The sequence below is a fragment of the Methanomicrobium sp. W14 genome (assembly GCF_017875315.1).
GTDB lineage: Archaea > Halobacteriota > Methanomicrobia > Methanomicrobiales > Methanomicrobiaceae > Methanomicrobium.
Genome location: NZ_JAGGMM010000001.1, coordinates 428,996 through 443,807, shown reverse-complemented (window position 1 = coordinate 443,807; position 14,812 = coordinate 428,996). Strand labels below are relative to the sequence as shown.

Genomic DNA, 14,812 nt, shown 5'->3' with positions numbered 1-14,812 from the left:
AGAAAATTAGTCAGATCAAAGCCTGTCAAGATCGTTTAAAAGTTCATCCATTGTCCTGTACCTGTTTTCAGGATTCTTCTGAAGACATTTCATAACGATTCTGTCATATTTTTTCAGGTCCGAATCAAAGTACGAAGGAGGTTTAGGTTCTTCATTTATTATAGCAGCCGAAAACTCACCCACACCTTCTCCCGAAAACGGGAGTAAACCCGTCAAAAGTTCATAAAAAACAACACCTGCCTGAAAAATATCAGTCCTCTCATCGCTTCTTCCAAACATTTTCGGTGCGACCTGTTCCGGTGCAGCGTAGTTTAACGAGAAAGCTATAGTCTTTGTCGTCTCTCCTCCTTCATTGACCATTTTCCCAAGACCCCAGTCGGTCAGTTTCGGAACAAAGTCTTTTGAGAGAAGAATGTTCTGCGGCTTTATGTCCCTGTGTATAACACCTTTTCCATGTGCGTACAAAATTCCAAAGCCTATTTCCTTTATTATGTACAGTGCCTTTTCCCGGGGCAGGGGTTTTTTTATATCGGCAAGAGACATCTCACAGTATTCCATCTCTACGTAAGGCACAGGGAGGATGTTTACTGAATAGACAGTTACGATATTTTTATGGTCAAGTTTTTTCCACAGGTTCATCTCCCTGAAGAATATTTTACCTGTTCTCTCGTCAAAATTTATCGGAATCTTAACTGCGACAACTTTTTCATCTTCACGCCGCTTTACTTTAAAGATCTTCGCAGTCCCGCCTTTTCCGATGAATTCCGGGTCCATATATTTATCACAGAGATCGACAGGGAGACTGTTTATTTTTTTTGCCTGCATAAAAATCGCCTCACTGTCCTCATCAAAGGGATATGTGGTACTGCCTGCGTCATTAACTTCGTCTTTGTCAGGGGAATATACTGTGGAAGAGCCCCTCCTTTTTTTAATCATAAAGATATGCATAAAAGGCACAAGAATCAGGGCTATAAAAACTACTAACGGCAACAGAACAGCCGTAATGAACTCATCCCCTGTTACAGTTATTATGCCGGACAAAAAGAAAGCCATTAGTATGACAGGTGTCGCAATCTCAAATCCGAGAATAAACATATATACCTTTTTTATGACAATGGAATATGCAAGCCATAACGACGACATCGCGTATGCAAAGAGAAAAACCGAAAAAACAAAAGAATATACTATATCTCCGGAAAACGTAAATTCAGATGTTCCTATAACGGCTATTGAAAACAGTGATATTAAAACCAGCAGAATCCCCATAACAGAATATGCCGGTATCAGGATTACCCTAAGGTAAAATCTTTCAAGATAATAATAATTTTTTGAATATTTTCTCCCTGCTATATTCAGTGCAGCAAGAACGAAAATAGAAATGCACAGGATGAAAAGAAGAATTATATTGGAGCTGAAAGCTCTCATATAATTCTTGAAATTCTCATCATCAGCTGAATCCGCAGACGTATTCTGGGAACTCAAAACAGGATTACTTCCGCCGTCTTCATATGAAACCATTGCATTTTCAGAGACATTATCTGTCCCGGCAGCTACAGCCAAAGCTGGTAAAAGCATTGCCACAAAAAAAATCAATAAAAGAAATCTATCATACGGCAAAGAAACTGCAACCCCGGAATATATTATGCACATATTTTGGATTTTGAATAATAAATAATGATTTCAGAAATACAGGATGAAATAAGTCAGAAAAAAACCCTCTGAAAATAAGAAAAACGTATAATACTATAGGGATAAGTGAAAACATAAAAGAGGAAGGGCAATAAAACCCTTAAGATATACAATTATTCTTCAGGGTATGAAACAACAATTTTTCCTGACCTTGCACCAGTGGACAGCTCTATTATATCCCCGTCGTTTATTCTGTGCCGGATTTCTTTTTCAATAAGCTCACCGTTTATGTAAGTACCACCAGTACTGCTTTTATCTTCAATATACCAGCTCCCGCCTTCATCATAAAGAGTGCAGTGGGGCTTTGAAATTCTCGAAACCGCCCCGTAAAAATCAGGGAACACGACATCCCCGTCTTTCGGAACATAAGTGGAATTCCCGTCAGAACGACCTATTCTCATAACAGGTTTATCCAGAGGATACGCTTTACCGTCATCAGGACCTCCTACAATGAATAAAAGGGGAGTATCACCGGAAACGTCATCGGAGAGGCGTTTTTTTAAATTCTGTATCCTTTCTCCTATAAACGCATTGTCAGGAGCCAGGTTTATCTCACTGAATACCTGGAGATTTCTGAATACGGCTTCAATACCTCCGGGCATGATTGAATATTTCCATACAGGATGAATTCCTTTTGATTTTCTGCTGCTGACACCGGTTTCTTTTCGTATTATACCTGCAAGGTGAAGCTTCTGGATATGCTTTTTCGTATTTTCATAGCTTACTCCTACTTCATAAGAAATTTCCCTGACATCATGCGGCTCTTTTTCTATATATTTCAGTATTTTCAGCCTTACCGGATTTGACAATACGTCAAGGTATTCTGATAATTCGTTTAAAAAATCATCATCATTTTCGATAAACAGTGTACCGCGGTTCTCCTCATCAGACATAACAGTATCCTTAATTAAAATTAAAAAGACATTTTCATCCAGACATCTTTTTTTATATATTTATAGCCCTGACCTGCAAATATCCTTTTTCCAAAACAGATATATTACCGGATTGTTTTTACAATTGCATCCTAAAGCCTGACCTGAGATTTTTGATACGCACAGGCTGACGGATGTATTTTAAAAAACCTTTAAAGAAAAGCAAAACAGAAAATAATAAAATCACTCAATTCCAAGAAATTTTGGAAGATCTGCAACAGAATCTATTATACCGTCAGGGGTTACACCTGATTTTAAAAATCTGTCCCCGCTGAATTTTCCTGTTTTTACAAGAACTCCCTTCATACCGGCATTCTGTGATCCCCCGACATCAGTGTTGATGTCATCTCCTATCATCATGACATCTTCAGGTTTTTTTTCCATTGAAGCAAGTGCCGCATTAAAGTAATCAGGCGAAGGTTTTCCGACAAGAACAGCCTCTACCCCTGAAGCGTATTCAAGTCCTTTCACGAACGGGCCGGCCGATAATGAAAGGCCGTCAGAATCCATCCAGTATTTGTCTTTTTCTAGGGCATAAAACGGAATACCACGGTTAAGAAGTCTGAAAGCCTTATTTAATGACCCATAGTTAAAGTTGTCGCCGGCATCACCTGCAACAACGGCTTCAGGGTTCTCTTCATCGTGAACAATTCCTTTTGACAAAAAATCGTCTGATACATTACCTGTTATCATAAAAAAGCATTTTCTGACACCTTGGGAGGAAAGCATTTCGGATGCGGCAACAGCAGGAGTAATTATGTGTGAACCGGGAATTGAAAATCCTAAACTTTCCAGTTTTTCAGCAACTGACGCGGAAGACTTTCTTGTCGTATTTGAAAGACACCTGAAGGGGATTTTTGCTTCAGTCAACACTTCAACGGCCTCTAAGGCTCCTTTTATCAAATTGTCCCGCACATAAAAGACCCCGTCAAGATCAAAAAGTACTCCTGATATCCCGCTCATGCAGAAGACTCCTGTCCGGGGGGCTATTAATTATTCGGTTCTAAAAAATATGAACTTATTTTCTGACAGATATACGCTCGACTGCATCAGATGCAGACCTTCTGACATACTTGTTTTTATCGTCAAGAAGTCTCGTAAGTTCTTCAGGAACCTCTTTCAGGTTCATTTTGCCGATAACAAATGCCGCCGTTTTTCTGACATCAGAAGACTCATCAGACAGTGCATTTAAAACTGCACCTGAAGGTTTCGTTTCAGATTCGGAAAGTTTTCCAAGAGCAAGAATTATCCTTGTCCTTACCCCAGAGTCATTGTCCTCCACGCAATCAGTAAGGAAGGAAACAGCCCTGATATCCCCGATAAGCCCAAGGGCATCTGCCGCGTACCGTCTTATCACAGGATCGGAATCAGAGAGGGCACCGGCAACAGCAGAAACATCAGGATAATATCCAGCCTTCAAAAGGGCGCGCACACCCTGCGGAATAAACCACCTGTGATTTTTCAGTGATTCATCTATTGCCTTTAAAACTGACCTGTCGGTAATAAGAGAAAGACCGCCGGCAACAGACTCCAGGACAAACCATTTCTCATTTTCAACAATGGATATCAGTTCCACAGCCTGTTCAGGACTGGATATAGACCCGATTTGATCAACCGCTTCGCTACGCACTTTCCAGTTTTCATTTTTCAGTTTCCGGAGTATTTTTTTGCATTCATTCATTTTAAACCCTCAAAAGACCTCGAAACCGCCAAAAATACGAGCATTGAAATATTTTCAGCAGATTAATTCATAGTCTCTCCGTGTTGTGAGATATCAAGTCCGACATATTCTTCATCCTCTGTAACTCTAAGGCCAAAGATTGTATCCACAAATTTTGAAATAACAAATGTACCGCAAAAGGCAAATAACACGGCAGAAAGCGCTCCTGCAACCTGCAGGACCATCTGGGTATTTCCTCCCGCAAAAAGTCCGCTTACACCACCGATTACAGGCACTGCAAATATGCCAATTGCAATTGTCCCCCAGAGACCACCGACCCCGTGTATCGCCCATGCATCCAGCGATTCGTCAAGACTGTGTCTCATACGAAATAAAAGTGCCTCGTAGCACAGGGCTCCTGCGACTGCACCGATACACATTGCAGAGACCGGGCCTACAAAACCAGCTGCAGGTGTTATTGCACCAAGTCCTGCAATCGCACCCGAAATCATACCAAGTGAACTTGGCTTGCTCTTAACCCACGAGACTGCCATCCACGAAAGAGCTCCGGAAGCCGCCGAAATGTTCGTTACGACAAATGCATTTATTGCAGTTTCATTTATTCCAAGTGCACTGCCTGCATTAAAGCCGAACCAGCCAAACCACAGAAGTGCTCCTCCGAGAAGAGTCAACGGAATATTATGCGGTTCCAGGCTGTTTTCTCCGAATCCAAGCCTTGCTCCGATAACAAGTGCCAGTGCAAGTGCGGCAAAACCAGCACCTATATGGACAACAATACCACCGGCGAAGTCAACAACACCCAGTGCCTGCATCCAGCCACCGCCCCATACCCAGTGAACAAGCGGGTCATAAATAAAAGTTGTCCATAACAGTCCGAATATTATGAATGAACTTAATTTTATCCTTTCTGCAACAGCAGAGGTTACTATCGCAAGAGTAATAGCAGCAAAAGCAAGCTGGAATATCATAAAAAGCATATCAGGGACGGGTTCACCATTCATTCCGACTCCCTGGAGCATAAAATAATCCAGGCCGCCTATAATGCCGCCGATATCATGGCCAAAAGAAAGGCTGTACCCAAGAACAACCCACTGCACGGTAACAAGTGCCAGTGAAACAAAAGAGAGCATAACCATTGATATGAGGTTCTTCTTTCTGACAAGCCCCCCATAGAAAAATCCCACACCAGGCGTCATAAGTATAACCATTGCCGTACAGATTAGGACAAAAGCTGAATTTATCATTAAAGAGTCTGCTTCAAAAACCATAAAATCCTCACCGATAGTTTGACAGTAGGAAATTAATTTCCACCACCATAAATAGATTATTGCAAATCATCCAAAGCTCCTCTATAGTTAATATAGTCGTAAGACCAGTTTTTACTCATTTCTTTAAGGATTCTGGCTGGATTTTTTTGCAATTTCCCGGTTTTGCGGACTTTTGATGTATTAAAGGTTTACAAATTCAGATATTTGGGTTTTCAACAGAAAACCCGGTTTTTTGCGGATACCTGTTACACAGGCATTCACTCTCACAGGATTTCACTTGTTCCTTAGAGAGGGGTTTAAAACATTCTCTTAAAAATTAGAAAATATATTTCTAATCTTTTTCATTCATTTAGCCTTTAGAATATGATTACATTCAGTCGGATCTGACTCCCATGCACTTTTCTACATTAAAAATAAAGATCTTGCCGTCACCGTTCTTGCCCGTGCGGGCAAACTCCTTAATGATGGCAATGACCCCGTCAACATCCTCATCGTGAACGACCATCTCTATTTTTACCTTGGGGATTAAATCCACCATTATTTCCTTGCCACGGAACTGGAGGGCAATTCCACGCTGTGCCCCCCTTCCCCGTACTTCTGTGACAGTCATTGCATGATGACCCTTTTCTATAAGAGCATCTGATACCCTTTCAAGTTTTTCAGGACGAATTATAGCTTCAATCTTCTTCATTTTAATACACACCCTAAATCTGTGTTGATTCTCCGTGCTGAGATATATCAAGTCCTACATACTCTTCATCTTCGCTAACACGAAGGCCAATAGTCTTGTCTACTATCAGTGCAAGCACATATGTTACAACGAAAGCATATACCATTGCTGCAACGGCATCAACGCACTGAATCAGGAACTGGTGCACGTTTCCGTACATAAGTCCGTCAACACCGCCTATTGCAGCCGTGCAGAAGATACCTGTTGCAATAGCACCCCAGAATCCTCCAACGCCATGAATGGCCCAGGCGTCAAGTGACTCATCAAGACCTTTTCTGACACGGAAGAGAAGCGCCGAATAACATATCAGACCCGCAACTATGCCGATGACGATTGCAGACATTGCATCAACGAACCCTGCAGCAGGTGTTATGGCAACAAGTCCTGCAACTGCTCCGGAAATCATACCAAGCGAACTTGGTTTTCCGTGAATCCACGAGGCTGCCATCCATGCAAGTGCACCGGCAGCAGCAGCGGTATTTGTTACCACAAATGCATTTGCAGCAATTCCATTTGCTGCAAGCTCACTGCCGGCATTGAACCCGAACCATCCGAACCATAAAAGTGCCCCTCCAAGGAGAGTCAGCGGAATGTTTGAAGGCTTCATTGAGTCCTGTCCGAATCCAAGACGCTTTCCTATTATAAGTGCCGCTGCAAGAGCACCAAAACCTGAACTTATGTGGACAACTGTTCCGCCTGCAAAGTCAAGTGCACCAAGCTGTGACGCCCAGCCGCCGCCCCATGCCCAGTGCGCAAGAGGATCATAGACCAGTGTTGTCCAGAGAAGACCGAAAACGATAAACGAACCCAGTTTCACCCTCTCGGCAAGTCCGGATGTCAGGATTGCAAGTGTCAGTCCTGCAAAGACAAGCTGGAATACCATAAACAGTATGTCAGGAATCCCATCGCCGTCAAGTCCGACTCCGTTTAACGCAAAGTGATTAAGGCCCCCTATAAAACCACCGATATCAGTTCCGAATGCCAGGGAATACCCGAAAAGCACCCACTGAATACTCACCAGAGCAAATGCAACAAATGCAAGCGCGACCATCGAGATGATACTTTTTCTCCGGACCATTCCTCCATAAAACAGTCCGACACCAGGTGTCATCAGCATGACCATCGCTGTACAGATGATAACAAATGCTGTATCTCCACTATCAATCATTTTTTCTTCACTCCATTTTCCACTATTATGTTACCCATAATAAATGGTTAGCCTCGCATGTGACAGAAGGAAGTTATCTTCCACCATATTTATATATTTCCATTCTCATCAGCAAGCCGGATACTACTCCGGCTTAAGGACGCAAAAAGAAAGATTTAAGTGAATATGCTTTTTTCTTCATTCTAGGACATCAAAGGAAGGAATTTCCCTTCTACATATTACTATATATATGTAGCACATCCAACCTAATTAGGTTACTCAAGGGTATCAAATATCAGTATACACAGGGTTTGTGAGTAAAATGTGTGGAATAATTAGTGTAATAGATCGCTCCAGAAACGTCATGGACGGAGGTGCGATTAAAAACGCTCTTGCCCTAATGAACGAGAGAGGGAGTGGTGAAGGGGCAGGATATGCAGTATACGGTGCATACCCTGATTTCAGGGATTACTATGCCCTCCATGTCTTCTACGACAATCTGGTAGAGCCAAAAAAGGCTGTAGAAGAGCTGCTGAACAAATGGGGAGAGATCGAATATTCTGAAGAAATCCCAACATATGAACAGAAAAGATTAAAAAAACAGCATATACCATGGAGATATTTTTTCAAACCTGACCCGAAACTTCTTGCAGGGTCGTGCTCCCCTGAAGAAGATGCGATAATAAACATCGTGAACAAGGTCAACACCCAGATAAACGGTGCACTGATCTTCTCATCCGGCAAAAATATAGGAGTCTTCAAGGCATCCGGGTGGCCTGAGGATGTGGCAAACTTCTATAAAATTGAGGATTATGAAGGTTACATCTGGATGGGACACAACCGTTATCCTACCAACACATCCGGCTGGTGGGGAGGTGCACACCCGTTCAACCTTCTGGACTGGAGTGTCATCCACAACGGTGAAATAACATCATACGGGACTAACAGGCGATATATTGAAAGTTTCGGGTACAAGTGCACAATGAAAACCGATACCGAAGTTGTAGCGTATCTTGCCGACCTTCTCGGCAGAAGACACAAACTTCCGGACGAAATATCCGTAAAAGCCCTGGCACCACCATTCTGGGACGAAATAGACAGAATGCCTGAGAAGGAAAAGAAACTTTATACGACTCTCAGGATGGCATACGGGTCTGCGATGATGAACGGTCCCTTCGCCATAGTTGTTGCAAAACCTGAAGGGATAGTAGGTTTTACCGACAGAATAAAATTAAGGCCCATGATTGCGGCTGAATCCGGCGACTGTCTTTATATATCAAGCGAAGAAGCAGCCATTCGCAGAATGAACCCTGACCTTGACAGAGTATGGATGCCAAAGGCCGGAGAACCCGTTATAGGAATGGTGAAAAGATGACAATCGGCAGCGTACCTCCAAAATACAAGATAGCTATTGACAGGGACCAGTGCATGCTCTGCGAAAGGTGCATAGACAACTGTTCATACGGGGTATTCAGGAAAGAAGACCAGAAAATTATAGCCGACTCAAGGAAATGCACAGCATGCCACAGGTGCATTGCCATGTGTCCGCGTGATGCGATAAACCTGCATGAGAAGCCGAACGACTACAGGTCGCACCCGGTATGGACACGCGAGACAAGGGAGGCAATATACAACCAGGCGAAATCCGGGAAGATAATTCTTTCAGGCATGGGAAATGCAGGCGATTACCCGATAATATTTGATAAGCTTGTACTCGACGCATGCCAGGTTACAAACCCGAGTATCGACCCTCTCCGCGAACCGATGGAGATCAGGACCTATATAGGAAAGAAACCCAGACAGGTTGAAGTCTCCAAAAATTCAAGCGGAGATTACGACTTAAATACAGAACTTGCTCCAAACCTGAAGCTTGATACCCCTGTAATGATAGGCCATATGAGCTACGGTGCAATCTCTCTGAATGCACAGCTTGCAATGGCAAAGGCCGTCCATGAAGTGGGCACATATATGGGAACCGGAGAAGGCGGTCTTCACAAAAGCCTTTTCCCATACCAGGACCGCATGATAGTCCAGATCGCATCAGGGAGATTCGGTGTTGACGTAGACTATCTTGAACGCGGCGCTGCAATTGAGATTAAGATTGGCCAGGGTGCAAAGCCCGGCATAGGAGGTCATCTCCCGGGTGAAAAGGTCTCGGAAGAGGTATCAAAAACAAGAATGATCCCTATACACAGCGACGCCATAAGTCCTGCACCTCATCATGATATCTACAGCATCGAAGACCTCGCACAGCTTGTAAGAAGCCTCAAAGAAGCGACCGAATGGAAAAAGCCGGTCTTCGTAAAAATTGCGGCAGTCCACAACGCTCCTGCAATTGCAGCTGGAATTGCCAGGTCTTCTGCCGATGCAGTCGTAATAGACGGATTTAAGGGTGGAACAGGAGCGGCTCCACGCGTATTCCGCGACAATGTAGGTATACCGATAGAAGCGGCAGTTGCAGCGGTAGACAGCAAACTGCGTTCACAGGGAGTCAGAAACGAGATATCGATTATTGCAAGCGGCGGTATCAGAAACAGCGCCGACCTTACAAAATCGATAGCACTTGGGGCCGATGCGGTATATATAGGAACAGCCGCCCTTGTCGCAATGGGGTGCAGGGTCTGCGGTTCGTGCTACAGGGGACTATGCCCCTGGGGAATTGCAACTCAGAGACCTGAACTTGTAAAAAGATTAAACCCGGATGAGGCTTCAAAGAACGTTGCAAATCTTATTAAAGGCTGGACTCTTGAGCTTTCCGAGCTCATGGGTGCCGCCGGAATAAATTCAATTGAAAGTCTGCGCGGAAACCGCGACCGTCTGCGCGGATATATGCTTGATGAGGGACTGATGAACGTCCTTGACGTTAAGACAGTGGGGGCCTGAAGAGAGAGGCATAACAAATATGGCAGAAGAGATGACAATAGACGCCAAAAATCTTCATTATACACCTCTTAACAGAATGCTGAGAAAGGCTGTATCGGAAGGCACAACGGAAATAGTAATAAACAACGTCTTAGGACAGAGGTTCATAGGAGACGGTCTGCGTGGCGACAATGTGAACATTACAATAAATGGTCTTCCCGGAGGCGACCTTGCAATGTTTATGAACGGGCCTACTGTTACTGTTAACGGCAACTGCGATCATGCTCCCGGAAACACCATGAATTCCGGCAGAGTAATTATTCACGGAAGCACCGGGGATGCAACAGCACACAGTATGCGTGGTGGCGAAGTGTACGTAAGAGACAACATCGGCTACCGCGGCGGTATCCACATGAAGGAATACCAGGAAAAAAGGCCTGTACTTGTTGTGGGAGGATGCGGACGGGCATTTCTTGGAGAAGACCTTGCCGGAGGCCTTTTGATTGTACTCGGTCTCTGCGGGGAATGCCCTGTTGACGAAAGAGGCGTAGGAAGCGGGATTCACGGCGGCAAGATAATTTTAAGAGGAGACGTCGATGAATTGAAACTTGGAATCGGCGCAAAAAAAGAGGATCTTACGCAGGAAGACATTGATGATATGAGGCCTTTCATCGAGAATTTTGCAAAATACTTTGATTACAATGCAGATGAAATTCTGAACTCAAAGTTTGTCAAGATAGTGCCTTCAAGTGCAAGGCCTTTTGCAAACAAATACTGCTGGGAGTGAAGGATAAAATGTCCCGAGTAAATTATGAAAAATTAAAAGAGGAAGTCTGGGATACAGGAAGATGCTCAGGATGCGGCGCCTGCTGTGCCGTATGCCCGGCAGATGCAATTATTTTTCCTGATGGCGACAATTCGAAACCTGTAAACACCGGCTACTGCAAGGATGCAACGGACTTTGTAAACTGCGGAGCATGCTACTCTGTCTGCCCCAGAACTAAAGAGGCAGAAAAGAAAAGAGAGCTTTTGGGAGATTACATTGAGATAATATCTGCAAAATCGGTTTCAGATACTCCGGGAAAACAAAGCGGCGGTGCCGTGACAGCAATTCTTGCAAATGCGCTTAAAACCGGAATTATAGACGCAGTCGTAACCGTTTCGCAGGACAACTGGACAAAAGAACCAAAATCTGTTCTGATAACAAACGAAGAGGCCATGTTTGCAACGGCAGGGAGCAAATACAACTGGTGGACGCCTGCTCTTATGGCCCTTTCGGAAGCTGTCGTAGGAAGAAAATACAAAAACGTTGCAGTAATAGGGACACCATGCGCCGTGACCTCTCTCAGGCTCATGAAAAACAGCTCTAATGATTTAATAAAGCCCTTCGGGAAAGCTATAAGACTTATTTTCGGTCTTTTCTGCACAGAAGTCTTCGATTACAGAAAGCTCATGGAAGGGAAAATAGAGTCGGAGATGAAAATCGACAGCTGGAAAATTAAAAGAATGAATGTCAGTGGAAAACTTGAGATATTCCTTACAGACGGTTCGAAAAAGAATGTCCCGCTTTCCGAACTCGAGGACACAGTGCGCCCTGGATGCAGCATATGCACCGATTTAACAGGCGTAGAATCTGACATATCAGCAGGTGCCATCGGAAGTCCTGACGGGTTTACGACACTTATCATCAGGACACAGACAGGGGCAGGATTTGTCGAAAGCGCAAAAAACAACGGGTACATCGACATGTCCGGTGACATTGATATAAAGGCAATAAACAGGCTTGCTGATAAAAAGGCCCTCAGGGGCAGAAAAACGGACTGATACTTTTTTTCAGTCAGAATATTTCTTCTATCTTTACAATTTTTACAATAAATTCCGTGAAGCATAAATTTAACCGTTAAAAACTCTGCTGCTATTGATACTTTAACTAAAAAAACAACAGTTTAATCCGGTTTTGAAAGATAAAAAGTAAAAAAATTATTTTCTTGTTTTTGAGCCCGGCGCACCGGACACTATCGGTACTGCCTCTGCAACCTCTTCAATAATCTCGGCAGGAATTCCCATGACCATATAGTCATCGTCGATTCCAGAGAACTTCCTTGAGCCGTCGCACCCGAGGGATATATTTGCCTTTCCCGTCAGGTAAGGCTGTGTGCATGCATCGGCGCAAACGGACTGGATTCCTGAAAACTCGGAATGAATTCTTCCTCCCATTTTGTACAAAAGGGCCTGTGCAAACTTGAGCATCATAACAGGCTGCGAGACAATTATTATGACATGGGGGTCAAAAGGAGTCTTTTCAAGGGGGGCGTAAACGGTTGCATACGTCGCAGGCTCCGTTGAGGATGTCTTATGAACATTTGGAATACTCTTGATAGTCCTCATGCAGGACGCCCAGGACTCAAACTTTCCAAGTTTGAAATAGAACTCCCCGGTCTGAAGAGAAGGCGTTATCTCCTTTAGTCCCAGCGCCCATGCACCGCCTGCACACGCATGCTTATCCGCTCTTGCATAGAATATTTTTCCCTCGCGTCCTGCCATGGCTACCATCTGACAGTGGCGCACAGTGTCTTTGATTTCTTCTACGCCTTCAGGAATGCCTTCAGGTGATTTTGCAAGTTTTACTGCAACGGGCGACTGCGGCAGTTTCAGCGTCTCGACCAAAATCTTTGATATCTTCCCATAATCCGGCTTTTTCTGCATCTCATCATTCATTTTAATCAACTCCAAATCTTTATTTTACAGCACTTAATTTTTTTCATAGGTTATATTCCAAAGTACTCAAGCGCATACAAAAAAATTGCCCCCGCCGCAAGACAGAAAACAATAAGGTATGCCTCTTTTACTCCGAGAAGTTCGTATAGTGTTTCATGTTTTAGAGGTTTATAGCCCAGTATCCCCTCGCTTAACTTAGGATAAAGCCACGCGAACAGACCTGACCCTGCAACAAGCCCTACAATTCCCCCGAAAAGTGCGTCCATTGATCCCTGGCCTGCGGCACCTGCGGCGGTTCCCGGGCAAAGACCGAGGACTGCAAAACCTATCCCGAATATAAGCCCACCTACAACCGCAGAACCGACAGAACCTTTCACAATATGCTTTTTTGCGTAACCGAAATGACGTATAAGAAAAACTCCCGGCATTCCTACAAGGACTGCGGATGCAATCACTTTAAGAACAGTGAAATTCGTCAGCAGAAGCTGACCTATAATCACGTCATAATTTGTAACGCCTCCTTTCTGGAGGAAAAAACCGAATCCTATTCCGATAAGAAGACCGATTACTAGCTGAACAGGTCTGTTCTTATGCAGATTTTCGATCATTTCAGAACACCCCGTAGATAGCCATTGCCATTGCGATGCCTCCGCAGAACATGAATATAACCGCGACTATACTTGTCAGGGAAAGCTGCGTTGTGCCTGATATGCCATGACCGCTCGTGCATCCTCCTGCAAAACGGGCCCCGAAGCCCATAATAACTCCCCCGGTTAAAGCGACGATTAACCTTAGTACAGGACTGTCTCCAAATTCAGACGCAAACATATCAGGAACCCATGTAATCTCAAACACTCCGGAAAGTACAGAAGACAAGAACGCTCCTATTACAATGCCTAAGACCAGCATCCACTGCCAGTCTATTTCAGGCTTGTATTTTATGTAATACGGATTTTCATCCATACCCTTTTTGTGAACAGCCTTTCTGATTATCCCGAATGTTCTGAAGAATGATGTGGAACAGCCAAGAGGCTTGTCTGACAGAAAAAATGCCAGCCAGCTCATAACCCCAATCCCTGCCCCGGCTATATACGGCGACCAGGTCATTTGTGTCAGCATCTCAAGCATAACCCATATCTCCCTCTGCTTTAACGGACATATCCGTTTAAAATATTCCCAACAGGTCCATTTCAAACCTGTTTGAAATGATATGTACCTGCAAACAGTTTAAATGTTTTTGATTTCAAATGTTCCTGAAATGACTGCAGAAGAATACAATCTGCCTGAAGACCTGCCAAAGGATATTTTATCAGAGATTTTAAAAAGAGGTGGAATAAAAGGACTAAAAGGTGAAATCTGCGATGAAGAATGCATGAACAGACAATCCGTTATGCACAGGGCATGTACAGATATTACAAGGCTTAAAATACTTACACTCTTAAGAGGCGGACCTCTCTGCGTATGTGCAATCAGGGAGGTGCTGGGACTTGCAGATTCAAAACTCTCCTATCACTTAAACGTTTTGAAAAAAGCAGGTCTTATCTCAGGGTCGCAGAAATACCGCTGGATAATATACAGTTTAACCAAGCAGGGAGAAATATGGACATCATGCATATGCAACAGCAAAAATCTCCTGTGAAAACGGGTTTTGACAGATGTATTTAAAAAAATGCAGGCAGACAAGAAATAAGTTTTTCCGGCGTATTCAGAGACAAATTGTCAAGGACTTTTTCGTTAAATATTTAAACCCTCTAACAGTAAACATTTCTGTTATAGAGACTTTCT

General features: G+C 43.7%; 15 protein-coding genes. 5 read left to right on the top strand and 10 right to left on the bottom strand.

Annotated elements, in window-relative coordinates; translation table 11 throughout:
- Positions 1–15: 15 nt before the first annotated feature.
- The 7 genes from J2128_RS02315 to J2128_RS02285 form a co-directional block, all read right to left on the bottom strand.
- Positions 16–1,575 (bottom strand): serine/threonine-protein kinase, encoded by a 1,560-nt coding sequence (locus J2128_RS02315; RefSeq protein ID WP_209689304.1) that lies wholly within the window; start codon positions 1,573–1,575, stop codon positions 16–18.
- 227 nt (positions 1,576–1,802) lie between these two features.
- The gene (locus J2128_RS02310; RefSeq protein ID WP_209689302.1) at positions 1,803–2,582 is read right to left on the bottom strand and encodes an FHA domain-containing protein; all 780 of its coding nucleotides are present in this window, start codon (positions 2,580–2,582) and stop codon (positions 1,803–1,805) included.
- A gap of 222 nt (positions 2,583–2,804) precedes the next feature.
- Positions 2,805–3,584 carry a TIGR01458 family HAD-type hydrolase gene (locus tag J2128_RS02305; protein ID WP_209689300.1) on the bottom strand — a complete coding sequence of 260 codons (780 nt, stop codon included), beginning with the start codon at positions 3,582–3,584 and terminating at the stop codon, positions 2,805–2,807.
- 55 nt (positions 3,585–3,639) lie between these two features.
- The gene (locus tag J2128_RS02300) at positions 3,640–4,302 is read right to left on the bottom strand and encodes a HEAT repeat domain-containing protein (protein WP_209689298.1); all 663 of its coding nucleotides are present in this window, start codon (positions 4,300–4,302) and stop codon (positions 3,640–3,642) included.
- Between the two features lie 62 nt (positions 4,303–4,364).
- Positions 4,365–5,570, bottom strand: coding sequence for an ammonium transporter (locus J2128_RS02295; RefSeq protein ID WP_245323269.1), 1,206 nt, complete (start codon positions 5,568–5,570; stop codon positions 4,365–4,367).
- A gap of 373 nt (positions 5,571–5,943) precedes the next feature.
- On the bottom strand, positions 5,944–6,261 hold the full coding sequence (locus J2128_RS02290; protein ID WP_209689296.1) for a P-II family nitrogen regulator: 318 nt from the start codon (positions 6,259–6,261) through the stop codon (positions 5,944–5,946).
- A gap of 13 nt (positions 6,262–6,274) precedes the next feature.
- The gene (locus tag J2128_RS02285; RefSeq protein WP_245323267.1) at positions 6,275–7,468 is read right to left on the bottom strand and encodes an ammonium transporter; all 1,194 of its coding nucleotides are present in this window, start codon (positions 7,466–7,468) and stop codon (positions 6,275–6,277) included.
- 301 nt (positions 7,469–7,769) lie between these two features.
- Here J2128_RS02285 and J2128_RS02280 point away from each other — a divergent pair, with 301 nt between their 5' ends.
- From J2128_RS02280 to J2128_RS02265, 4 genes are read left to right on the top strand one after another with little or no spacing between them, the layout of a single operon-like run.
- Positions 7,770–8,822 (top strand): glutamine amidotransferase family protein, encoded by a 1,053-nt coding sequence (locus tag J2128_RS02280; protein ID WP_209689294.1) that lies wholly within the window; start codon positions 7,770–7,772, stop codon positions 8,820–8,822.
- On the top strand, positions 8,819–10,330 hold the full coding sequence (locus J2128_RS02275; protein ID WP_209689292.1) for a glutamate synthase-related protein: 1,512 nt from the start codon (positions 8,819–8,821) through the stop codon (positions 10,328–10,330). Before J2128_RS02280 ends, J2128_RS02275 begins: the two co-directional genes overlap by 4 nt.
- Before the next feature lie 19 nt (positions 10,331–10,349).
- Positions 10,350–11,096: a hypothetical protein gene (locus J2128_RS02270; protein WP_209690185.1), complete on the top strand. Its 747-nt coding sequence runs from the start codon at positions 10,350–10,352 to the stop codon at positions 11,094–11,096.
- A gap of 8 nt (positions 11,097–11,104) precedes the next feature.
- Positions 11,105–12,133, top strand: coding sequence for a Coenzyme F420 hydrogenase/dehydrogenase, beta subunit C-terminal domain (locus J2128_RS02265; protein WP_209689290.1), 1,029 nt, complete (start codon positions 11,105–11,107; stop codon positions 12,131–12,133).
- Between the two features lie 156 nt (positions 12,134–12,289).
- On the opposite strand, the gene J2128_RS02260 is transcribed toward J2128_RS02265, so the two are convergent.
- Genes J2128_RS02260 through J2128_RS02250 form a run of 3 tightly spaced genes read right to left on the bottom strand, consistent with a single transcriptional unit; the run spans position 12,290 to position 14,155 of the window.
- Positions 12,290–13,027 carry a DUF169 domain-containing protein gene (locus J2128_RS02260; protein WP_209689288.1) on the bottom strand — a complete coding sequence of 246 codons (738 nt, stop codon included), beginning with the start codon at positions 13,025–13,027 and terminating at the stop codon, positions 12,290–12,292.
- 50 nt (positions 13,028–13,077) lie between these two features.
- Entirely contained in the window at positions 13,078–13,635 is a 558-nt protein-coding gene (locus J2128_RS02255; RefSeq protein WP_209689285.1) for a YeeE/YedE thiosulfate transporter family protein, read from the bottom strand.
- A 1-nt stretch (position 13,636) separates the two neighbouring features.
- Positions 13,637–14,155: a YeeE/YedE thiosulfate transporter family protein gene (locus J2128_RS02250; RefSeq protein WP_209689284.1), complete on the bottom strand. Its 519-nt coding sequence runs from the start codon at positions 14,153–14,155 to the stop codon at positions 13,637–13,639.
- A gap of 130 nt (positions 14,156–14,285) precedes the next feature.
- Here J2128_RS02250 and J2128_RS02245 point away from each other — a divergent pair, with 130 nt between their 5' ends.
- Positions 14,286–14,666 carry a metalloregulator ArsR/SmtB family transcription factor gene (locus J2128_RS02245; protein ID WP_209689281.1) on the top strand — a complete coding sequence of 127 codons (381 nt, stop codon included), beginning with the start codon at positions 14,286–14,288 and terminating at the stop codon, positions 14,664–14,666.
- Positions 14,667–14,812: the final 146 nt, after the last annotated feature.